We start from the raw sequence: 22,221 nt of genomic DNA, 5'->3' as shown, positions 1-22,221 counted from the left end.
CGGAGGGGGAGGAAAGGGAAACGTTCCGTGTCCTCCCCCTCCGTCTCGCTGCGCGATCTCCCCCTGGCGGGGAGGATTTCTCAGGGGTAGCTGACGGTCTTCGGGACCGCGGGGATCTCGATCCATTCCTTCTCGTCGCCGGGCACCTTCGGGAAATTGCCCGCATTCCAGTCGCGTTTCGCCTGTTCGATCCGGTCGCGGCTGGAGCTGACGAAGTTCCACCAGACGTGGCGCGGGCTCGTGAACGCGTCGCCGCCGCACAGCATCGCACGCCCCCCGGTCGCCGAGCGGAGCGTCGCCGCGATGCCGGGACGCAGCACGTAGAGCACCTGTGGTTCGAGCGGCACGCCCTCCAGCGTCGCCTCGCCCATCGCGAGATAGATCGCGCGTTCCTCCGCCGCCGCATCGATCGGCACGCTCGCGCCGGGATCGAGCGCGATGTCCGCGTAGATCGTGCCCGAATAGGTCGTGGTCGGTGCGGTCTGGCCCCACAGACTCCCCATGATGATCCGCGAGCGCGCGCCATGCGCATCGATCACCGGCAATTGCGCCTTGGTGACGTGCTCGAACGCGGGATCGATCTCCTCGACCGACTCGGGCATCGCCAGCCAGGTCTGGATCCCCGACAGCGTCGGCCCCCCGGCGCGCTCGTCGCCAGGCGAGCGTTCGGAATGGACGATGCCGTGGCCCGCGGTCATCAGATTGACCGCGCCGGGCTCGATCCGCGCCTGCGTGCCGAGCGAATCGCGGTGGTCGATCGCGCCGTCGAACAGATAGGTGACGGTCGACAGGTTGATGTGCGGATGCGGCCGCACGTCGATGCCCGACCCGACCTCGAGATGCGCGGGGCCCATCTGGTCGAAGAACAGGAACGGGCCGACCATCGTCCGTTCCTTGTTGGGCAGCGTGCGGTGAACCTTGAACCCGCCCAGATCGTGCGTCGACGGCAGGATGGTCTGGAGAACGAAATCATCGAGCATGTGCGCTATCCCTTGGCAGGTTCCGAGGCGTCGAGAAGGTCGACCAGGTCTGCTGGATAGATGGTTTCGTCATGCGCGACGATGTCGTTTCGGGAAAACCACCGGTGACCGACGAGCAATTGCTTCTCCTGTTCGGTGAGATTGCCCGCCTTCACGTCGCACGTGTCGACGTCGACCCGGAAATAGCGTTCGTCCGCGGTGACCTCGACGCCGTCGAAGGTCAGGAAGTCGATCGTCCGTTGCGCGACCTCGGGGCCGCAGTCGATGTCGAGGCCGACGTCCTCCCAGAGCTCGCGGCGCGCGGCGGCGGCATAGCTCTCGCCCGGATCGACCGCGCCGCCGGGCGTGCACCAGAGCGGCGGGCGATCGTCGGGGGTGAAGCGAAACATCAGCACGCGGTCTTCACCGTCGACCAGCAGGATCCGCGCGGCAGGGCGCGGTGTGCGCCCGCTCATGAATCCTCCCCCGTCAGGGGGAGGTGGCAGGCAAAGCCTGACGGAGGGGGAGGACACGGAACGACAGTCATCGCTTCCCGCCCCCTCCGTCTCGCTGCGCGATCCACCTCCCCCTGGCGGGGGAGGATTCGGGCATGCTCATGCCGCATCCAGTTCGGGATAATGGCGGAAGATGCCGTCGGTGTTGAACGCGATCCGGCGGTCGCTTTGCAAATACGCCTTGATGCCGGGCAGGTCGGCGACCCGGTCGCGGATGCGGAGGAGATTGGGATAGTCCGGTTCGAGCGTCTCCATCCGCTGCGGGAACATGTAGCGCAGCCCCTCGACGATCTGGAACAGCGAGGTGTCGGCATAGCTCCAGCGGTGGTCGATCAACCACTCGCCCGGATTGGCCTGCGCCGCATCCTCGAAATGGCCGAGGAATTTCGGGAGGCGCTCGTCGCGGAACTGCTTGGCTGCGCGCGCGGCCTCGGGCTTCTGGTCGTCGTAATAGTCCATCATCGCGACCGGATGGTGGACATTATGGACCTCTGCGACGAGATCGGCGATCGTCAGCTGCAGCTGGTTGAGCCAGAGCCGGTCGGCCATGGTCGATGGCGCAAGGCCGTGGCGCTCGCCGAGATACAGCAGGATGTTGGCGACTTGCGCGATGACCAGCCCGTCGAGTTCGAGATAGGGCGGCGCGAACGGCGTCCGTCCGGTGCGGTCGTTCAGATCGGCGAGCAAACCCTCTTCGCCTACGCCGCGCGCGCAATCCTCATACGCGATCTCTGCCCCTTCGAGCGCGAGGCGGACGAACTCGCCGCGTCCCTGGAGCGAGGGCCAGTACCAGAGCTTGTACGCCATCAGAGCTCCCCGGGCGCGCGGGCCTTGATGGCGAGCGCGTGGATCTTCGTGCTCAACAGGTCGGCGAGCGCCTGGTTTACGAGCCGCTGGCGCGCGACGCGGTTAAGGCCTTCGAATGCCGGTGTTTCCACCTCGACGCGGAAATGCGTCTCGCCGGTGCCGTCGTCGCCCATGTGGCCGGCATGGAGTCCGCTCTCGTTGACGACGGTAAACTGCGTGGGCGCGAGCGCGGTGGTGAGGCGCGCGGTGATCTGGTCCTGTACGGAGCCGGTGGCGAGGTCTGTCATCGAACCTATATAGCCCGTTTCGGAAAGCGCGGGGAGCCAGTGAGCGAAGACGGTGAGAACAATCGCAAGGAACGCCCCAGCCCGCGCTTTCACGGCCGCGTGGAAGGGACCGGGCGCGTCTGCATGTGGCGCGATTGCGAAGGACCGGGCGAATTTCGCGCGCCGCCTTTGGAAGGGCCGAGTGACAGCGGGCCGCCGCAGTTCCGCTGGTTCTGCCTCGAGCATGTCCGCGCGTTCAACGCCGGCTATAATTTCTTCGACGGGATGACCGCGGACGAGATCCATCATGCCCAGCGGCCGATGGCGGGCTGGGAGCGCGAGACGCGTGCGTTCGCGCATGGCGGCGGCGACACGCCGCCCAAATGGGCGGACTTCGCCGACCCGATCGACGCGATCGGTGCGCGCTTCGGGGAACGGATGGCGGCAGCGCGCAAGGACGGTCGCGTGTTATCCGATGGCGAACGACGGTCGTTGCGCGTGCTCGGGCTGGGGACGGACACCGACCGGACCACGCTGCGCAAACGCTACAGCGAACTCGTGCGCCGCTATCACCCCGATCGCAACGGCGGCGACCGTGCGCATGAATCGGAGTTGCAGAAGGTGATCGCCGCGTACCAGCATCTGAAGGGCGCGGCCGCGTTCGCGTAACCACTCCGTCATCCTGGGCTCGACCCAGGATCCAGAGCCAAGCATGGAATCGAGTGGGGCTCTGGATCCCAGCGTTCGCTGGGATGACGGTTGTGGGATTCCGGCGTTCGCTCGGATGACGGCCGTGCGGTATGATGCATGCTTACTCTGATCGAGATTTCACGCCGCCCGATCCGGAACCCGCTGCTATCCCGGCGGTTCGTCTAACTCATCCGGTCAATCGCCCGACCAATCGTACAGCGGCGGTTGAGTAACAGCCCGCGCTTGGCCTAGAGCTACCGGGAACACGAGGCCAACATGACCGATATCCCGAATACCCAGCCCGACAGCCGCGAGACCACGATCCTCGACGCCCCCGACCGCATGGTGAAGGTGCGCGAGATGTTCGGCATCGATTCCGACATGGAAGTGCCCGCCTTCTCGGAAGCCGACGAGCGCGTCCCCGATCTCGATCCGGCGTATGTCTTCGATGCGGACACCACGCTCGCCGTCCTGGCAGGTTTTGCGCATAACCGTCGCGTGATGGTCCAGGGCTATCACGGCACCGGCAAGTCGACGCATATCGAGCAGGTTGCGGCGCGCCTCAAATGGCCGTGCATCCGCATCAACCTCGACGCGCATATCAGCCGAATCGACCTGATCGGTCGCGACGCGATCGTGCTCAAGGACGGCCAGCAGATCACCGAGTTCCGCGAAGGCCTGCTGCCCTGGGCGCTTCAGACCCCGACTGCGCTCGTGTTCGACGAATATGACGCAGGGCGCCCGGACGTGATGTTCGTGATCCAGCGCGTGCTGGAGACCGAGGGCAAGCTGACGTTGCTGGACCAGAACCGCGTGATCCGCCCGAACCCGTGGTTCCGCCTGTTCGCGACCGCCAACACGGTCGGCCTCGGCGACACCAGCGGGCTGTATCACGGCACGCAGCAGATCAACCAGGGCCAGATGGATCGCTGGAACATCGTCGTCACGCTCAACTACCTGCCCGCCAAGGTCGAGGCGCAGATCGTACTCGCCAAGTCGGGCGAATATGACAAGCCCGACGGCAAGAAGGTCGTTGAGAACATGGTCCGCGTCGCCGACATGACGCGCAAGGGCTTCGTCAACGGTGACATCTCGACCGTGATGAGCCCGCGCACCGTGATCACCTGGGCACAGAACGCGCTGATCTTCGGCGATGTCGGCTTCGCATTTCGGTTGAGCTTCCTCAACAAGTGCGACGAGGCCGAGCGGCCGCTGGTGGCGGAATATTACCAGCGCGTGTTCGGCAAGGATCTCCCCGAGAGCGTGGTGGGCAAGGCGTAAGCTTTTGGCGAACGAAACGCCTCTCGATCGCTTTAAGGCGGTTCTGGCCGGGACGGCACGCGCAATCGCGGAGGAGCCCGAGGTCGAGCTCGCCTTCACCGCGGACGCGCCGACGCAGAGCGGCAAGCATATCAAGGTGCCGATGCCCGCCCGCGCCTTGCCGGCCGAGCAGGTGGCGGAGGCGCGTGGGTTCGCCGATGGCTTCGCGCTGCGGCTGAAGCTGCACGACATCGCGCTGCACAACCGCGCCGCACCGGTCGAAGCAGTCGCCCGCGCGGTTTTCGATTCGGTCGAGACCGCGCGGATCGAGGCGCTCGGGTCGCGCGGCTATGCGGGGATCGCGGACAATCTGGATCGTGCGCTCGACGTTCGGCTCCGCGCCGATCCGATCACGCGTGCGCGCAATCGTGACGAAGTGCCGCTGTCGACCGCGCTTGGCCTGATGGTGCGCGAGAAGCTGACCGGGCAGGATTCGCCCGCGATCGCCGCGCCCGGGCTCGCGCTGGTGCGTGAGTGGATCGAGAGCAAGACCGATCTCGACGCGCTGGCCTACGCGCTCGACGACCAGAAAGCATTCCAGGGTCTCGCGCGGAAGATGCTGCAGGAGCTGGAACTCGTCGAAGGCGATCAGGTCCCCGAGGAGAGCGACGAGGGCGGCTCCGAGGACGAGGGCACCGACGAGCAGCAGCAGGACGAGGGCGACGAAGGCGACGACCAGGGCGAGGACGGCCAGGGCGAAGTCGAGGCGCGCGGCGAACAGGCCGAGCAGCAGAACGAGGAAAGCGACGGCCAGGAGCAGAGCGACGAGTCGATGGACGACATCGACGGCGAGCCAGGCGACGATGGCGAGGAGGGGATGCAGCCGGTCCGCCCGAACCGCCCCTTCGCGGACATGGGCGGCGCGTTCGACTACAAGCCGTGGACGACGCAGTTCGACGAGGTGATCGCCGCGACCGAGCTGTGCGACGCGGACGAACTGGCGCGGCTGCGCGGCTATCTCGACCAGCAGCTCGTGCATCTGCAATCGACCGTGTCGAAGCTTGCCAACCGCCTGCAGCGCCGCCTGATGGCGCAGCAGTCGCGGTCGTGGGATTTCGACCAGGAGGAGGGCATTCTCGACGCCGCGCGGCTGGCGCGCGTGATCGTCAACCCGACGCTGTCGCTGAGCTACAAGGCCGAGCGCGAGACCGATTTCCGCGATACCGTCGTGACCCTGCTGATCGACAATTCGGGATCGATGCGCGGACGACCGATCTCGATCGCGGCGATCAGCGCGGACATCCTCGCGCGCACGCTCGAGCGCTGCGGTGTGAAGACCGAGATCCTCGGCTTCACGACGCGCGCCTGGAAGGGCGGACAGAGCCGCGAGACGTGGCTCGCCGCCGGGCGTCCGCCGCAGCCGGGGCGGCTCAACGACATTCGTCACATCGTCTACAAGCGCGCCGACGAACCGTGGCGGCGCGCGCGCAACTCGCTCGGGCTGATGATGCGCGAGGGGTTGCTGAAGGAAAATATCGACGGCGAGGCGCTGATGTGGGCGCATGCGCGGCTGGTCGCGCGGCCCGAGGAGCGTCGCATCCTGATGGTGATCAGCGACGGCGCGCCGGTCGATGATTCGACGCTTAGCGTGAACTCGGGCTCGTACCTCGAACGCCATCTGCGCCAGGTGATCGGCTGGATCGAGAGCAAGTCGCCGGTCGAGCTCGTCGCGATCGGCATCGGCCACGACGTCACCCGCTATTATGCGCGCGCCGTGACGATCATGGATGTCGAGCAGCTTGGCGGGACGATCATCGAACAGCTCGCGTCGCTGTTCGACACCGAGTGATCGCCGCGTGATCGAGGCGCCAGCCGGCGGCTTCCACGGCCCCGTCAAACGCTCGATCACCATCGCTGGCCACCAGACCTCGATCAGTCTCGAACCCGTCTTCTGGCAGGCGCTCGAGGTAGCGGCAACGCGTCTCGCGCTGCCGCTGTCGGCGCTCGTCGCCGAGATCGACGCCATCCGCATTGTCGCAGACGATCCGCCCAATCTTGCTAGCGCGTTGAGAACATGGCTCTTCGTTAATTTGCGTTGAGAACTACTCGCATTAGCGTTGACAGTGCGAACGACTCTCAATAGCGAGCCCCTCAAGAACAAAGGGGTTTGTCCATGTCGCTACCGTCGCCGCGCGCATCGTTGCCGCGTTCGTCCTCCGTGCCCGCGTTCCTTGCTCTGTCGTGCGTCGGTGCCTTCGCGACCGCGCCGGCCTATGCGGCGGATGCCGACAAGGCGGCGGCACCAGTGACGGATGCGCAGCAGCGCGAGGAAATCCTCGTCAACGGCCAGCGCATTCACGACGAAGGCCCCAAGCAGGTCGCGCCGCTGGTCAACACGCCGCGGTCGGTGATCGTCCTGCCCAAGGAAGTGATCGAGCAGACCGGCTCGAACAGCCTCGCCGACGCGCTGCGCACCGTGCCCGGCATCACCTTCGGCGCGGCGGAGGGTGGCAATCCGATCGGCGACCGTCCCTTCATCCGTGGGTTCGACAGCCAGGGCAGCATCTATGTCGACGGCGTCCGCGATCTAGCGTCGCAGACGCGCGAAGTATTCGCGGTTGATTCGGTCCAGATCGTTCGCGGCTCGGATTCGACGCTCGGCGGTCGCGGCTCGGCGGGGGGCACGATCAACATCCTGTCGCGCCTGCCGCAGCTCGACACCTTCGGATCGCTCGGCGCCAGCTACGGCGAGGCGGACTATAAGCGCGTCACGGGTGACGTGAACCTCAAGGTCTCCGACACCGCCGCCTTCCGCATCGAGGGGATGTGGCATGATCAGGACGTCGCAGGACGTGATGCGATCTGGCAGAAACGCTGGGGCATCGCGCCGTCGTTCGCGGTCGGGCTCGGCACGCCGACCCGGCTGACCGCGAGCTTCTATCATATGGAGAGCGAGGAACTGCCCGACAGCGGCATCCCCTATCTCTACACGATCGCCAATCATCCCGGCACCGGCAACGTCACGACCCAGCCCGCGCTCGGCACCGTGACGACCGCCAGCGACCAGACCGGCTATGTCTCGCGCAAGACCTTCTACGGGCTGGCGGCGCGCGACTTCCGCGATGCGACCACCAATCAGGCGACGCTCCGCGTCGAGCATGATTTCGGCGGCATCACGCTGCGTAACACCGCACGCTACACGCACAGCTCGCAAAGCTTCATCTTCACGTTGCCCGATGACAGCCAGGGCAATGTCTATGGCACCACCGCGACGGCAACCGGTGGCGTCAATCCTATCACGGGCGGTACGAAGGTGACGGGCGGCGGCTATGTCTGGACGCGCGGCAACACGCGCTATGGCTATAGCGAGAGCATCGTCGACCAGACCGACCTGTACGGGAAGTTCAACACCGGCGGTATCGAGCACAGCTTCTCGCTCGGCACCGAAATCTCCTGGGAGAAGACGCGGCGCGGGACGTTCGTGTCGGCGAACGGATCGACGATCAGCCCGCGCTGCGACACGGTCACGATCGCGCGGTCCTACTGCGTCAGCCTGTTCGATCCAAATCCGTATGCGCCGTGGGTCAACTACACGAGCGATACGTCGACCACCCAGACGCCCATCGTGAAGGGTGCGCCCTCGACCGAGACGCAGAACGACGCAAATACCAAGGCGGTCTACGCGTTCGATTCGATCACGTTGATGCCCGCGCTGATCCTGAACCTTGGTGCGCGCTACGATCGCTTCCAGTCGACAGTTACCTTGCCAGGTGCCCAGCAAACGCGAATCAAGCGGGTCGACAATCTGTTCAACTGGCAGGCCGGCCTCGTCTTCAAGCCGACGTCGGAAACCAGCCTGTACGCAAGCTACGCGACCGCCGCCACACCCCCCAACAGCCTGCTCGGCGAGGGCCGCGAGGACAATGCGATCTCCGCGGCGGTGCTCAACTTGCTGAAGCCGCAAAAAACCAAGTCGTACGAGGTGGGTGCCAAGGCCAGCCTGTTCGGCGAGCAGCTCCAGCTCGGCGCCGCGGTGTTCCAGACCGAGATTTCCAACGCGCGCGTGCTCGACGACACCAACACCGCATCGTTCATCGGCGAGACGCGGATCCGCGGTGTAGAGTTCAACGTCAGCGGGACGATCCTGCCCGGCTGGACCGTGTTCGGCGGGTTCACGCATCTCGACCCCAAGATCATCGACGGCGGTTTCACGACGCTGACCGCCGCGGCGCGTCCCGGCATCCAGCCTGCACGAACGATTGGTGTGGTCTCGGTCAACACCGGCAAGCAGGTACCGCAGACCGCCAAGAACAGCTTTACAGCGACGACCAATATCGACGTGACCAAGCGGCTCCAGATCGGTGGCACCGCGTTGTACATGGACGAGCAGATCGGTGGCTATGCCGACAACCGCACCGCAACGCAGAACGATGCCGGCGTCGTCTCGGTCAATCCGGCAACCAAGGTGCTGACGCGCAGCATCCCCGATTACTGGCGCTTCGATGCGCGCGCGAGTTACAAGCTGACCGACACTATCGACCTCAGCGTCAACGCGCAGAATCTGACGAACAAGACCTATTTCTCGCAGACCTTCACCAGCCATTATGCGTCGATAGCGGCCGGCCGTACGGTGTTCGGCACCGTGAACCTGCGTTTCTAAAAAGGGGTGGCCGTGACGGCGATCGATACGTTGACGCCCGACGCCATCGCCGCGCGCCTTTCCGGCAGTCCGGACGAGCGCGCGGCGTTCGTGCGCGAGGCTGCGGACGCGGGCGTCGCGGAGGCGCAGGCGGTCTATGGGCAGATGCTGCTCGACGGCACCGGCGTCGCCGCCGATCCCGTCGCGGCGCTCGGTTGGTTCACCAAGGCCGCGGCGCAGCATCACGTGATGGCGCTCAACATGGTCGGGCGCTGCTACGATCTCGGCTGGGGTACGCGCGTCGACAAGGCGCGCGCCGCCGAATGCTACCGTATCGCGGCCGAGCGCGGGCTCGACTGGGCGATGTACAATTATGCGACCTTGCTCGCGCTGGGTGACGGCGTGGCCGAGGACAAGCCGGCCGCGCTGGCGTGGCTGAAACGCGTGGCGGCGATGGATGCGGGGCTCGCGAGTGCGAAGGCGCTCAACTTCGTCGGCAGCTTTGCCGAAGACGGGTGGGCGTGCGATCGCGATCTTGACCGCGCGGCCGACTGTTACGCCCGGGCGGCCGAGGGCGGCGATTTCCGAGGGTGTTTCAATCACGCGCGGTTGCTCGGGGCGGTGGGGGAGATCGAGATGGCATTGGGGTGGCTGCAACAGGCTGGGCAGCGCGGAAATGCGGCGTTTCTCGCCAAGGCGGAGGCGTGGCTCGCGTCCAGCGCGATCCCGGCCTTCCGCACGCGTGGCGTCGCGGCGCTGCGGGAGGGTGGCCAGTGCTGATCGCGATCCCCGACGTGCTCGATCCCGCTGGCGTTACGCGGATCCGTGCGCTGATCGACGCGGCCGACTGGATCGATGGCAACGCGACGTCCGGCTCCCAAAGCGCGCTGGCCAAGCGCAACGAGCAATTGCCCGAGGAGTCGGCCGCCGCGCGCGAGGCGGGCGGCCTGATCCTCGATGCGCTCGGCCAGTCGGCGCTGTTCGTCGCCGCCGCGCTGCCGCTGAAAGTCTTCCCACCGCTGTTCAACCGCTATGCCGGCGGGCAGGATTTCGGGCTGCATGTCGACACTGCGGTCCGGATCAGGCGCGGTTCCGACTTCCGGATTCGCAGCGACCTGTCGGCGACGCTCTTCCTCGCCGATCCCGACGGCTATGACGGCGGCGAGCTGGTGATCGAGGATCAGTTCGGGCCGCAATCGGTCAAGCTGCCCGCGGGGCACATGGTGCTCTATCCCGCCTCCAGCCTGCACCGCGTCGCGCCGGTGACGCGCGGGGTGCGGGTGGCGTCGTTCTTCTGGCTGCAGTCGATGGTCCGCGACGACGGTGCGCGACGGATCCTGTTCGACCTCGACCAGGGCGTGCAGGCGATCGCGGCCGCGCAGGGGCAGGGCGATCCGGCGACGGTCCGGCTGACGGGGGTGTACCATAATCTGCTGCGTCGCTGGGCGGATGTCTGAGCACGCACGGAAAGGCGATGGATGGACTTGCGTAGGCCCGCCATGCCACGCTGCACGAACGGGGGAATATGCGATGAATAAGCTGGCGATGCGACGCGCGTGGTTTCAGGTCCATAAGTGGATCGGGCTGATCCTGGCTGTCCTGATCATTCCGCTGTCGCTCAGCGGCGCGGCTTTGGTGTGGCACGATGCGCTCGACCGGATCGTCGATCCAAGCCGTTATGCGGTGTCGGGAACGACGGTGCGCGACCCGGACGCCTATGTCGCGGCGGCGGCGGCCCGGCTGACGCACGGCGAGCGGATCGCGCAGCTGACGATGCCCGAGGATGGCGGGCCGGTCGTCGTGGCCGCTGCGGCTGCGGGGATCGCGCCTAAGCGGCCGGGCCCGCCGCAACGGACGATGGTGTATCTCGATCCGCCGACCGCGCGCGTGCTGGAGGTGTCGGCGTCGAACGGGGGGCTGGTTCGGTTCCTTCACGTCCTGCACGGCAGCCTGCAACTGCCCGGCGTCGGCAGGTCGATCGTCGGCTGGATCGGCGTGGCGATGATGGTGTCGTGCTTTACCGGGCTGTGGCTGTGGTGGCCGACGATCGGCAAATGGACGCGCGGGCTGCGCTACCGGCGGCATCGCAACGCCGATACGAACCTGCATCACCTGTTCGGCTTCTGGATCGCGCTGCCGTTGTTCGTGCTGTCGCTGACCGGTGCGTGGATCTCGTTCCCGCAATTCTTCGGCAAGATCACCGGCGAGGCGTCGCGGCCGCGCGGGGGTCCCGATCGCGGCGCGATGATGCGCGCGAAGCCGCTCGCGAAACCGGCGCAGCCGCTCGCCGTGGCGATCGGCAAGGCGCGGTCACTCGCCGGCGGCGCGCCGTTGCGCAGCGTCACGTGGCCGACCGATCTCAGCGCCGACTGGACGGTGACGTTCGCGCGCGGCAGCACGCCGGTCGGGGTGAAGATCGCCGACGACACCGGCGGCGCGACGGCCGCGCCCGCACGGCCGCAGACAGGCGTGGCGCGGTGGATGCGACGGATCCACGACGGCACCGACATGGGCGCGCTGTGGCAGGCGATCATCTTCCTCGGCGGGATCCTGCCCGCGGTGCTCGCGGTGACCGGGGTGATCATGTGGTGGCGCGCGCGCGGCTGGAAGGCGGAGCTCGCGGCCAAGAAGGCGGCGCGGGCGTAATGCTTGTCCCTCTTCCCCTTGAGGAGAGGGAAGGCGGAGCCGTAGGCGACGGGAGGGTGAGGGGCTGTGGGGTTCGCGTCCCGAGCCTCATGCCCCTCACCCTCCCACACGCGAGCGCGTGCGGGCCCCTCCCTCTCCCCTGAAGGGAGAGGGCAAGAACTACCGGCCTAGCAGAACCCGGGCCTGCCCGGCGATCTGCGCCAGCATCGCCGCATTCGGGACCGCGGCATGCCGCGCGCGGTCGATCACCGCCTTGAACTGCGCCACGCGCGTTGCGTTCGCGGTCAGCCAGGCCTCGACAGCACCCTGCGGATCCTGCGCCCCGCGACGCGCGAGGAACTCCAGCCGCAGCTGCTGGAAATCGCGCGCAAGGCCGGCAATCAGCAGGCGCTCCCACGGATCGGTCGGGCTGATCCGCGCCGCGTTCGCCTGCGCCCAGTCCAGCCCGAGCGCCTGCCCGAGATGCGTGAACGCACGTGTGAGGACCGCCTCGTCGAGCGTCATCCGCTCGCCGAGATCGGCCAGCCCGACCGCGCCGTCCATCTCGAACAACCGCACCACCTTGCGCACCAGATCGCTTGGTGCACCGACCGCTTCGAGCTGGCCCGCGATACGGCTGCTCTGCGCACTCGCCTCCTCGAGCAGCAACGCCGCAGTCTGGCTGTCGAGTTGCGTGATGCCCTTCGCCAGTCGCGCGAGTACGTCGCCCGGTGCCGTCCCCGGTGCCGACACGCGCAACAGATCGGCGATCTGCGAACGAGTCGCGACCGCCACCTCGTCGAACAGCGCGATCCGCGCCGCCTCGGGCATGACGGCCGTCTCGATCTCCGCCCACAGTGCCGGCAGGTCGAACAGGCGCTCGGCGACGACGAACATCGCCGCGATATCGCCCATCGCCGCGCCTTCCTCTTCCGCCAGTTCGAACGGGTAGAGGATGCCCAGTCGGTTGACGATCCGGTTGGCGAGCTTGGTCGCGACGATCTCGGGCCGCAGCCGGTGCTCGTCGATCGCCGTTTCGAACCGCTCGCGCATCGCCGCGGGGAAGGCGGCGTGAAGGTCGGGCTTCAACGCGTCGTCCTTGGCGATGTCGCCATGCTCGATCGCGTCCTGCAACCCGAGCTTGGCGGTCGCCAGCAGCACGGCCAGTTCAGGGCGCATGAGCCCCAACCCATCCTGGCCGCGACGCAGCAGGATGTCGTTCGACGCGAGGCCCTCGACCGCACGGTCGAGCCGGCCGGCGCTCTCGAAGATCTCGATCACGCGGACATAGCTCGGCATCGCCACCGCGCCATCCGCCTCGGCGATCGACAGCGCCAGCGTCTGCAGGCGGTTGTCCTCCAGCACGAGGTGCGCGACGTCATCGGTCATGCTGGCGAGCAGCGTGTTGCGATCCTCGTACTCGAGCCGGCCCTCGATCATCTCGCGGTTGAGCGCGATCTTGATGTTGACCTCGTTATCCGAGCAGTCGACGCCCGCCGAATTGTCGATGAAGTCGGTGTTGATCCGCCCGCCGCGCGCCGAAAACGCGATGCGTGCGGCCTGCGTGACACCCAGATTCGCGCCTTCGCCGATCGCGATCACGCGCAGATCCTCGGCATTGACGCGCAACCGGTCATTCGCCGGATCGCCGACCGCGACGTTCGCCTCGGAGGCGGCCTTCACATAGGTGCCGATACCGCCGAACCAGAGCAGGTCGGCGGGCGCCTTGAGAATCGCCGAAATGAGCGCACCCGGCTCCATCTCGCTCACCGTCACGCCGAGCGCAGCCTGCACCTCCGGCGACAGTTTCACGATCTTGTCGGTGCGCGCGAACACGCCGCCGCCCTTCGAGATCAGCGTCGCATCGTAATCCGCCCAGCTCGACCGCGGCAGCGCGAACATCCGGTTGCGCTCGGTCCAGCTCGCCGCCGGATCGGGATCGGGATCGAGGAAGATGTGGCGGTGATCGAACGCCGCGATGACCTTCAGCGTCTTCGACAGCAGCATGCCGTTGCCGAACACGTCGCCCGACATGTCGCCGCAGCCGACGACGGTGATGCTCTCGCTCTGCACGTCGAGGCCGCGTTCGGCGAAGTGCCGCTGGACGCTGAGCCATGCGCCCTTGGCGGTGATGCCCATCGCCTTGTGGTCGTAGCCGACCGAGCCGCCGCTCGCGAACGCGTCGCCGAGCCAGTATCCGCGTTCGAGCGCGAGCGCGTTGGCCACGTCGCTGAACGTCGCGGTACCCTTGTCCGCCGCGACGACGAAATACGGATCCTCGCCGTCGAGGATCGTCACGCCGTCCGGATGGACGATCTTGCCCTCGACGATGTTGTCGGTGATCGACAGCAAGGTGCGGATGAAGATCCGGTAGCTCTCGGTCCCCTCGGCGAGCCATGCGTCGCGGTTCGACGGGGCAGGGAGCTGTTTCGGATAGAAGCCGCCCTTCGCGCCGGTCGGCACGATCACCGCGTTCTTGACGCGCTGCGCCTTCATCAGCCCGAGGATCTCGGTGCGGAAATCGTCGCGACGATCAGACCAGCGCAGGCCGCCGCGCGCGACCGGGCCGGCGCGTAGGTGGATGCCCTCGACGCGTGGCGAATAGACCCACACTTCGCGCCACGGCACGGGCGCGGGAAGGCCGGGAATCAGATGGCTGTCGAGCTTGAACGCGAGCGCCTCCGACGCGGCAGGCGTGAACGCGTTGGTGCGCAGCGTCGCCGCGATCAGGTTGCGATAGGCGCGCAGGATACGGTCGTCGTCGATCGCAGTCACCGCGTCGAGGCCGGCTTCGATCGCTTGGTCCGCCTCGATCGCGTTGCCTGGATGCTCCGGATGATGAACCGCGGTGAAGCGCGCGATCAGCGCCGCCGCGACCTTCGGTGCACGCCGCAACGCATCGACGACGGTGGTCAGCCCGTAAGGGAGCCCGGCCTGACGCAGATACCGGAACCACGCGCGGAACAGCACGATGGCTTCGGGACGCATGCCGAGTTCGACGATCAGCCGGTTGAACGCATCATTCTCCGCCGCGCCTTCCAGCACCGCCGCGATCGCGCCCTCCAGAATGCCGGCATCGCTCTGCTGCGCTGCGTCATTGGCCTCCAGCACGAAGTCATGCACGAACGGCACGCTGTCGTCGCGCAGCCGCGTCGGGAGTTCACCGATCACGCGGAAGCCGAAGTTTTCCAGCACCGGCACGGCGTCCGACAGCGGCAGTGCGCCGCCCAGCTTGTAGATCTTGAGCTGCGGATCGGCACCGACGTCGCTGGGGACCAGCCGCACACCGCGCGCGGCGGGATCGGTCAGGGCAGCGATCCGCTGGATATCCTCGGCAGCCTCGGCGGGGGTGCTGAGGTTGCGGTAATTCTGGGGGAACGCGGCGGCCCATTTGAGCGCGAGGCGCGCGGCGCGCGCTGGCGGCAACGTCTCGACCAAGGCGGCCTCGACGTCCGACACCCAGCCGCGCACCATCCGCTGCAACCGCAGCGCAAGCGGCGCGACGTCGGGCATCCGGCCTTCGCCGCGCAGATCGAGCGTGTAGCGAATCATCGCGACCTCGCCGTCCTCGAGCGCGATCGACCAGTTCAGGATGCTCGCATTCGCCGCCTCGGCCAGCATGTCGCCGATCGCGACCCGGCGGCTGGTCGTGACGTCGTCACGCGGCAGCCAGACGAACCCGAACAGGTGCCGGCCGAGCGCCGATTCGACGAGCACGAGCGCGGGCCGCGGCCTATCCGCGAGGCTCATCGCGGTCAGCGCCAGATCCTCGAGCGCATCGGGGGCGAACGCGATCACGAGGTCATGCGGGAGCGCGGTGAACGCATGCGTCAGCGCCTTGCCGGCGTGCCCGCGCGGATCGAACCCGAACTTGTTCTTCAGCGCCGCCAGCCGCGCGCGCAGCACCGGCACGTCGCGTGGCATCGCCGCCAGCGCGGCGCTGGTCCACAATCCGCTATAGATCGACAGCCCGGCGACGGTCGCGCCTTCCATCACCGGAACCAGCACCAGATCGAGCGGCACGGCGCGGTGGACGGTCGAGATCAGGTTGGACTTGAGCAGCAATGGCGCATCGTTGCCCGCCTCGAACCATTTGATCGCGAGTGCGCGCGATGCTTCCGCCAGGATCGGCACGCGGTGGTCGTTGCGCGCGATGCCGAGCGCGGCGTGACCGCTCCCGTCACGATGCCAGATCTGGTGGCCGAGCAACGTGAGGTGCCCGCTCAGGAACCACTGCAACAGCGCCGCACCTTCGCCCTCGGGCAGCTTGGCGATATCGTCGTCGAGCGCGGCTTGCATCGCGCGCCAGTCGGTTACCGCCGCACGGACGTCGGCCAGCACCGCGGTAAGGTCTTCGATCAGCCCGCGACGGTCGCGCGCGTCGGCGCGCTCCATCTCCAGATAGATCATCGATTCGGGGCGGCCCGCGCCCTGGCCATCCGCGTCGATCGCCTGCAGCGTGCCATCGGGGGTCCGCGTCGTCCGGACGACCGGGTGGATGATTCGATCGACCGCGATGTCCTGCGCACCGATCGCCGCCGCGATCGAATCGACCAGGAACGGCATGTCATCGTTGACGATCGCGAGCCGCATCCGCCGCCGCGTATCGTCCGCGCTGATCGGCTCGATCGCGATCGCCGGCGCACCGTCATCGCGGTGCGCGGCAGTCGCGGCCACGAACGCCGCGGCCTGCGCGACCTCGCTCGCACCGAAGTCCTTCAATTCGCCCGGAAGGGCCCGTTCGGTCAACCGGCCCGCAAGGGTGTCGGTGAGCGTCTTCAACGATTGGTTCGCCATAGGTCAGGGCCTATGCGCCCGCCGTCCGGCTATCTCAAGGCTTGTGGCAGGTGCGAAGGAATATGCTGCGCTGCACCTAAGTCGCAGCGACTTCGGCAGCAGCGATTGCAGCGAGATCGCCGCCGAATCCGCTGATAAAGCTTGTCATTCCGCCGATCGGCACCTGATGACGCTGCGCGTGTGCCAACACGTGCGCAAACGCGGTCCGTCGCTCCACGTCGAAGTCGGGTCCGAACACAAGCGCGACGATCTGCGTCAGCGCCGTTCCATGACCCGGCAGGCACGCAGCCGACAGCAATGCGGCGTAGTCGTCGCCGTCGCGCGCCGCCGACACAGCGAGATCATGCGCGCGACCAAGCGCCCGGTGCAGTGCGGCGCGGCTGCGCGCTTCGGCAGCGCGGGCCTGCGCGGCAGTTTCGCGCGCCATCGCCAGTTGCTCGCCAAGCGCCCCCGCAAGGACATCGTCCGCCGGCATCGGATCGTCCAACACCAGTTCGGGCACGACCGGCGTGATCGGCTCGCTTGCGAAACCGCCACTCGGACCATCGGCCCAGACCTGTGCGACCTTGGCCGGCAACGGCGGCGTCGCGCGCGCGGCGGCGTCGAGTTCGGCCGCCAGCGTCGCCTGCAGGGTGTCGTCCGCCAGTTCCTTCCAGTTGATGACGCCGTAGATGAAATCGATCGTGTCGCCGATGGACGAGAACGGCATCAGGATCCCGCGGTACAACGTCGTCCGGCCTCGGCTGCTGACGAACTCCGCCTCGAAGCCGATTGGCGCGCGATTCGCGATGATCTGCAGGTAATGATCGGTAAGACGGGACAGCAGCGACCGGCTGGGTACGTCGGCGATCGTCGCGATCGGCCCCTCCAGCCCGCATTCCTCGCGCAGCGCACGACCGAGATATGCGATTCGCGGATCGCCCATCCCGTGGCTGAAATCGAGCAGCACGCTGTGTGGGCCGAAATCGGTGATGGTTTCGGGCTCGAGGTTGGCGATCGACGGGTACGGCCGTCCGTCCAGCAGCGACACCCAGTGCGTATAGGCGCGCACATGCATCCGCCGCTCGTCGCCGCCGAGATCGAACATCACGTCGTTCACCCCGGCATCGGTCGATTCGCCGGTACGGCTATGGGCGTCGGGGTCCGCGCTACCGTCCCGGTCGCCGCCGTTCCCCGCAAGCGCCACGATGCCATCCGGACCATCGTTCTTCTCGCTGTCGAGCCCATGTACCGTATCCATGCCAGCGTCCCCAAGTCACCGCCCCGCTTGTGCACCGCCCGTGGTAAACGCCGCGTAAACGTGCAAACCGCTTGTCAGCCCCCAGATCCCCTGTTAAGCGCCGCCACCTCGACCGGAGACATCCAACGTCGGGCCGCTTTAGCTCAGCTGGTAGAGCATCGCATTCGTAATGCGGGGGTCACAGGTTCGAGTCCTGTAAGCGGCACCACCCTTCTTTAAGTTACATAACGTTGGTCAGCAGTATGTTTCCTACGGGAGGCGGTCTAGCTCGGCTATTTGTTTGGGTCCTACGTGGGACGCTTGGGGTAGGAAGTCGTGGCTAAGCTTCGCTTGATCTGTGCCTCTGCGTTGGCTGGACTGGTGGCTGTGGCCCCCGCATCGTCCCAACCGTGCCTGTACCCGATCGGCAGCTTCTGGTGGGCAAGTACCACTTTGGGGAAGCAGGCTTGAAGGTGGATGTCGACCTCAACGCGGACGGGACCGCCCGCTATCAGGTCAACGCCGGGCGCGCGGATGGCTTTTGGACAGCCCGGGACAGTCGGGTCCACATCTACAACAAGCCCGGACCGGTTAGGCCCTCTCCGAACGATGCCCCCCCCCCGGAACCCCGTTCCTACTCGGCACCACCTTCTTTATGGCACTTCACAGGGAACGTCGGCGGCTGAGGCTGAGGCTGAAAGGTCGATCGGCTGGGCAGCCGTTTAAGTCCTGCTTGGCACGCTTTGGGTAGGGAGACGGGTGCCCTAAGCAGGACCGTCGCGGAGCGCTTCCTCAATAATACTCGCGGATGTAGGTGTAAGCGTTCTCGAAAAGCTCTGCGTCCTGATGCAACTTGTACCGAAACAGGGTCTGCCGCAGCGCCTTCTTGACTTCACGTTCGCCAGCATGCGTAGACTGCCATCCGTCAAAGCGCACGGCTCGAACAATCTCGTCGATGTCATCGACCACCCGGTTGACCATAACTGGTGTTTCGCTGTTCTTCGCCTCCTCAAAAAGCGCAGTTAGGGCAGCCTTGCCTCGATCAATGTCCTCTTCGACAGGCGTCTCGCGTTCGGCTTTGACCACGTCCCTGGCCAGCGCGAGGAGTTCCTTCAGGAAGTCGATCGATAGCAGAAGCCCTTGCTGGTGGCGGTTCTTTAGGTCCTCCAGACGCTCGCCCAGAGCTTTGAACTTGGGGTTGCCGGCGTGCTTCCGCAGGCGCCCCGCCAGCTTGATGGAGATTTCCTTGGCCTTCTTCCCAGGATCGGGATTGCCGAGCACGGTTTCGAGGAGGTCGGCATCCAGAACTAGCGTATCCAGATCGTCGCGAACGGCATCGACGTGGACGTTATTGTGGATTAGCTCGATGGTCTTTGCGCCTAGCCGGTGCCAAAGCAACCTGCCGGTTCCGGTAGAGGGTTTGAGAGACTCATAAACCTGAGCCAGCCAGCGGAAATCGCTTTCCAACGGCGTCAGTATCGGATCAGGCGAAAGGGCCTCCCAAATACGGGCAAGCACACTAAATTCAGCAGCGAAGGCATCGCGCATATCGTCGTTGGGAATACATTCCTGCGCAGCGATTAGACCTTCGTAGCCTGTCAGCGCGCGATCGACGCTGGCAAAATAAGCGAGGCAGTTCTGCATCGCTGTCGGCAGCGCATTCACCAACTCTGCGATGTTCGAGACGGCCTTCTGAACGCCTTTTTCGTCGAACTTGAGCGCCTGCGCCACATCGTCGAAGATGCCCAGATAATCGACAATCAGGCCATGCGTCTTCTGCTCGCCGTAAGGGCGGTTGGTGCGGCAGATAGCCTGCAAGAGCGTGTGATCACGAAGCGGCTTGTCCAGATACATCGTCTGGAGAATCGGCGCATCGAAACCGGTCAGCAGTTTGGCCGTAACGATGATAATCTTGAGCGGGTCCTTCGGATCGCGGAACCGATCAAGGAGCTTCCCCTCGGCATCGCGGTCGCGCTTGTAGGGAGCGTACTCGGCCTCGCCGCTGTTCACGGAGATAATGATATCGGAGGTTTGCGGCGGCAGATGCTTGTCGAGTTCGTTCTTGTAGAGCAGGCAGCTTTCCCGATCGAACGTGACGACCTGAGCGCCGAAACCGTTAGGGGCAACCTTCTCCTGGAAATGCTTAGCGATATCGGCACAGATGACTCGGATGCGTTCGGGAGACTTCACCAGAATTGCCATCTTGGCGGCTGCCTTGCCTAGCCGGTCGCGATCCTCGTCGGTGAGGTCAGAGGTCAACTCGGCATAGGCATCCTCGATAGCCTTCTGGTCGATATGCAGATCAACCAGCCGAGGCTCGAAATGTAGTTCCTTGGTGGCGCCATCCCGGATAGAGTCGTTGAGCCCGTAGCGGCTCATATAGCCGCCTTCATCCTGCTCGGCTCCGAAGGCGTAAAAGGTATTCTTGTCCGCGCGGTTGATTGGGGTGCCGGTAAGGCCGAACAGGAAGGCATTCGGCAGGGCATCGCGCATCTTGCGGCCAAGGTCGCCTTCCTGCGTGCGGTGCGCTTCGTCCACCAGCACGACGATGTTGTTTCGATCGTTGAGAACGCCCTCTGCTTCTCCAAACAGGTGAATATTCGTGATCGCCACTTTTCTGGCGTCATTGACCAGCAGCGATTGCAGGTCTTTGCGCGTTTCGGGGCGCACCATGTTGGGCATGTCGGCCGCGTAAAAAGTGCCCGCGATCTGGCTGTTTAGGTCGACGCGATCTACCACGATAAGCACGGTCGGGTTCTTCAACGCCGGATGTAGGCGCAGCTTGCGCGCGGCAAACAGCATCAACAGTGATTTACCGGAACCCTGGAAGTGCCAAATCAGTCCCTTGCGCGGTTGGCCAGCAATGACCCGCTCGACGATCTTGTTAACGCCTTCCACCTGCTGATAGCGGGCGATGATCTTGATCCGGTGCTTGCCCTTCTGGGTGGCGAAAGCCGTGAAGCTTTCAAGCATGTCCAGCACCATGGCAGGACGCAGCATCGAAGTGGCGGCCTTTTCGACCTCGGTCAGCGTCTGCGGTCCGTCGCCATCGCGCCAAGGCCCCCACATGTCGACAGGCATGCGGATCGAGCCGTAGCGGAATTCCTTACCCTCAGTAGCGACCGAAAAGACGTTGGGCACGAACAGCTCCGGCACGTTGTTCTCGTAGTCGTCGTGCACCTGCAAGGCGGCATCGAGCCAGCTCTGGCTTGACCGGACCGGCGTCTTCGCCTCGATCAGGACCAGCGGCAAGCCATTGACCAGCAGCACCAAATCTGCGCGCTTTTCGGTCTTGCCGGCGCGGATGGTGAACTGCTGCGTGACAACAAAGCTGTTATGCTCGATGTTCTCGAAATCGACTAGCCGCACAGTGATGTGTTTGCCGTCCTTCCCGAGGGGCATTGAGCGTTCGCCGAGCAGCCACGCGGCAAATTCCTCGTTGGCCTTTACCAACCCATCCGAACGCGCGCCCATAACAATGGCGCGAAGGCGGTAAAGCACATCGTCAACCCGGCTGGGGTTTTCGGCAATCTCTGGATTCAGACGAATGAGGGCATTCCGAAGATAGGTCTCGACCAGTACCTCTCGCGGCTGTCTAGGAAGGTCGACAGGAGAGACATAATGCCAGCCGAGGCCCGCTACTTTACCTCCCGACCGCGCCAAGCCAGCCGATAAATCCTTAGGACGGAAAGACGATCGACCAACCAGAATGTCACAAAGGTGCGCTTCGACGGTGTTGCCCTCATTGAATCTGGCAAAGCTGCGGGCGCGCTCATCATGGTATGTTGCGCTTTCTGCCCCCGGCTCGATTTTAGACACCCTGATAGTCCCCAGCAGTTCCTGCAATCTTGCCTGAGTTTCGACTGAATGCAGCAGTCGGCCAGCTCCATCAACGGGAACCGCGAGGGTCAGAAGAATGCTACCTTGCTTCACAGACACCGTGAGTATGTCCTTTGGCGAGGCATCGATAACGGCGGCGATCGCCACAAGGATGCGGACTTTGTCCTCTTCGTATCCTTCCCTCGTTGTGTCGAGCTTCAAAGTTACGAGCTGTTTCGGGCCGGAATCAGTTGGGACGCCTCTGTAGCGAGCCACCCACGGATTCTTCTTGTATCCTTCAAGAGTCTTCGCATCCCAATTCTGATCATGCGACAGCTTGTGGCAAAGACTGCAAAGAACGAGCAGATTTGCGAAGGAATGGTCTTTGGTGGCCGACCACGGAATGATGTGGGCTTTTTCGAGCGAGACAGTCTCACCGCACGCACAGCAGCGATGCCCGCAGTCAATCATCAGTTCTCTTCGCGTCCCCGCCGGGATCGATGGACGGTTCGTCACCAAAGATGCTCCGCGCGAGGCAAAGCGAATGGCGAGTTGATTGCATAGCGCTCACATGGCGCTTCGGTACGCTGACTACGCCGGCGGGTGAGTCCGATGGTGAATGATG

The 22,221-nt window shown here is 65.3% G+C and carries 15 protein-coding genes and 1 tRNA gene; 9 read left to right on the top strand and 7 right to left on the bottom strand.

Annotation, left to right across the window (positions count from 1 at the left end):
• Nucleotides 1-80: 80 nt before the first annotated feature.
• The 4 genes from ASF00_RS04515 to ASF00_RS04500 all read right to left on the bottom strand — a co-directional run bounded on the left by ASF00_RS04515 (nucleotide 81) and on the right by ASF00_RS04500 (nucleotide 2,568).
• A complete protein-coding gene (locus ASF00_RS04515) occupies nucleotides 81-980 on the bottom strand; it encodes a pirin family protein (RefSeq protein ID WP_055874648.1) in 900 nt (299 codons plus the stop codon).
• Between the two features lie 5 nt (nucleotides 981-985).
• Complete coding sequence (locus ASF00_RS04510) at nucleotides 986-1,435, bottom strand: NUDIX hydrolase (protein WP_055874645.1); 450 nt, start codon at nucleotides 1,433-1,435, stop codon at nucleotides 986-988.
• Between the two features lie 138 nt (nucleotides 1,436-1,573).
• Nucleotides 1,574-2,281: a glutathione S-transferase gene (locus tag ASF00_RS04505; RefSeq protein WP_055874642.1), complete on the bottom strand. Its 708-nt coding sequence runs from the start codon at nucleotides 2,279-2,281 to the stop codon at nucleotides 1,574-1,576.
• Entirely contained in the window at nucleotides 2,281-2,568 is a 288-nt protein-coding gene (locus tag ASF00_RS04500; RefSeq protein ID WP_055874639.1) for a BolA family protein, read from the bottom strand. Before ASF00_RS04500 ends, ASF00_RS04505 begins: the two co-directional genes overlap by 1 nt.
• A 123-nt stretch (nucleotides 2,569-2,691) precedes the next feature.
• On the opposite strand from ASF00_RS04500, the gene ASF00_RS04495 reads away from it, so the two are divergent.
• The 8 genes from ASF00_RS04495 (at nucleotide 2,692) to ASF00_RS04460 (ending at nucleotide 11,782) form a co-directional block, all read left to right on the top strand.
• Nucleotides 2,692-3,216, top strand: a complete 525-nt coding sequence (locus ASF00_RS04495; protein ID WP_082463234.1) for a J domain-containing protein — start codon at nucleotides 2,692-2,694, stop codon at nucleotides 3,214-3,216.
• Nucleotides 3,217-3,513: 297 nt separating this feature from the next.
• Nucleotides 3,514-4,518 (top strand): cobaltochelatase subunit CobS, encoded by a 1,005-nt coding sequence (gene cobS, locus ASF00_RS04490; protein WP_055874633.1) that lies wholly within the window; start codon nucleotides 3,514-3,516, stop codon nucleotides 4,516-4,518.
• Nucleotides 4,519-4,522: 4 nt separating this feature from the next.
• Nucleotides 4,523-6,346 (top strand): cobaltochelatase subunit CobT, encoded by a 1,824-nt coding sequence (gene cobT / locus ASF00_RS04485; RefSeq protein ID WP_055874630.1) that lies wholly within the window; start codon nucleotides 4,523-4,525, stop codon nucleotides 6,344-6,346.
• A 7-nt stretch (nucleotides 6,347-6,353) separates the two neighbouring features.
• On the top strand, nucleotides 6,354-6,596 hold the full coding sequence (locus ASF00_RS04480; RefSeq protein ID WP_055874628.1) for a ribbon-helix-helix domain-containing protein: 243 nt from the start codon (nucleotides 6,354-6,356) through the stop codon (nucleotides 6,594-6,596).
• A 74-nt stretch (nucleotides 6,597-6,670) separates the two neighbouring features.
• Nucleotides 6,671-9,157 (top strand): TonB-dependent receptor, encoded by a 2,487-nt coding sequence (locus ASF00_RS04475; RefSeq protein ID WP_055874625.1) that lies wholly within the window; start codon nucleotides 6,671-6,673, stop codon nucleotides 9,155-9,157.
• Nucleotides 9,158-9,169: 12 nt separating this feature from the next.
• A complete protein-coding gene (locus ASF00_RS04470; RefSeq protein ID WP_156348158.1) occupies nucleotides 9,170-9,916 on the top strand; it encodes a tetratricopeptide repeat protein in 747 nt (248 codons plus the stop codon).
• Nucleotides 9,910-10,593: a Fe2+-dependent dioxygenase gene (locus ASF00_RS04465; protein WP_055874623.1), complete on the top strand. Its 684-nt coding sequence runs from the start codon at nucleotides 9,910-9,912 to the stop codon at nucleotides 10,591-10,593. Before ASF00_RS04470 ends, ASF00_RS04465 begins: the two co-directional genes overlap by 7 nt.
• 73 nt (nucleotides 10,594-10,666) lie before the next feature.
• Nucleotides 10,667-11,782: a PepSY-associated TM helix domain-containing protein gene (locus ASF00_RS04460; protein WP_055874621.1), complete on the top strand. Its 1,116-nt coding sequence runs from the start codon at nucleotides 10,667-10,669 to the stop codon at nucleotides 11,780-11,782.
• A gap of 159 nt (nucleotides 11,783-11,941) precedes the next feature.
• Here ASF00_RS04460 and ASF00_RS04455 read toward each other — a convergent pair whose 3' ends face one another.
• Together ASF00_RS04455 and ASF00_RS04450 are read right to left on the bottom strand one after the other, a co-directional pair.
• A complete protein-coding gene (locus ASF00_RS04455; RefSeq protein ID WP_055874619.1) occupies nucleotides 11,942-16,558 on the bottom strand; it encodes an NAD-glutamate dehydrogenase in 4,617 nt (1,538 codons plus the stop codon).
• A gap of 76 nt (nucleotides 16,559-16,634) precedes the next feature.
• Nucleotides 16,635-17,798: a PAS domain-containing protein gene (locus ASF00_RS04450; protein ID WP_055874616.1), complete on the bottom strand. Its 1,164-nt coding sequence runs from the start codon at nucleotides 17,796-17,798 to the stop codon at nucleotides 16,635-16,637.
• A 132-nt stretch (nucleotides 17,799-17,930) separates the two neighbouring features.
• Here ASF00_RS04450 and ASF00_RS04445 point away from each other — a divergent pair.
• A tRNA-Thr gene (locus ASF00_RS04445) sits at nucleotides 17,931-18,006 on the top strand.
• Between the two features lie 563 nt (nucleotides 18,007-18,569).
• Here the strand turns inward: ASF00_RS04445 and ASF00_RS04440 are convergent.
• Nucleotides 18,570-22,112 (bottom strand): HsdR family type I site-specific deoxyribonuclease, encoded by a 3,543-nt coding sequence (locus ASF00_RS04440; protein ID WP_156348157.1) that lies wholly within the window; start codon nucleotides 22,110-22,112, stop codon nucleotides 18,570-18,572.
• Nucleotides 22,113-22,221: the final 109 nt, after the last annotated feature.

Origin of the sequence: Sphingomonas sp. Leaf34, assembly GCF_001421805.1 — a bacterium.
GTDB lineage: Bacteria > Pseudomonadota > Alphaproteobacteria > Sphingomonadales > Sphingomonadaceae > Sphingomonas.
Note: the sequence above shows the minus strand (reverse complement) of the source record. Positions and strands in the feature narration are given on the sequence as shown.

Bases quoted from the DNA above. Each gene is read 5' to 3' on its own strand.
- ASF00_RS04515 (WP_055874648.1), bottom strand. From the start codon at position 980: ATGCTCGATGATTTCGTTCTCCAGACCATCCTGCCGTCGACGCACGAT.
- ASF00_RS04510 (WP_055874645.1), bottom strand. From the start codon at position 1,435: ATGAGCGGGCGCACACCGCGCCCTGCCGCGCGGATCCTGCTGGTCGAC.
- ASF00_RS04505 (WP_055874642.1), bottom strand. From the start codon at position 2,281: ATGGCGTACAAGCTCTGGTACTGGCCCTCGCTCCAGGGACGCGGCGAG.
- ASF00_RS04500 (WP_055874639.1), bottom strand. From the start codon at position 2,568: ATGACAGACCTCGCCACCGGCTCCGTACAGGACCAGATCACCGCGCGC.
- ASF00_RS04495 (WP_082463234.1), top strand. From the start codon at position 2,692: ATGTGGCGCGATTGCGAAGGACCGGGCGAATTTCGCGCGCCGCCTTTG.
- cobS (WP_055874633.1), top strand. From the start codon at position 3,514: ATGACCGATATCCCGAATACCCAGCCCGACAGCCGCGAGACCACGATC.
- ASF00_RS04475 (WP_055874625.1), top strand. From the start codon at position 6,671: ATGTCGCTACCGTCGCCGCGCGCATCGTTGCCGCGTTCGTCCTCCGTG.
- ASF00_RS04460 (WP_055874621.1), top strand. From the start codon at position 10,667: ATGAATAAGCTGGCGATGCGACGCGCGTGGTTTCAGGTCCATAAGTGG.
- ASF00_RS04455 (WP_055874619.1), bottom strand. From the start codon at position 16,558: ATGGCGAACCAATCGTTGAAGACGCTCACCGACACCCTTGCGGGCCGG.
- ASF00_RS04450 (WP_055874616.1), bottom strand. From the start codon at position 17,798: ATGGATACGGTACATGGGCTCGACAGCGAGAAGAACGATGGTCCGGAT.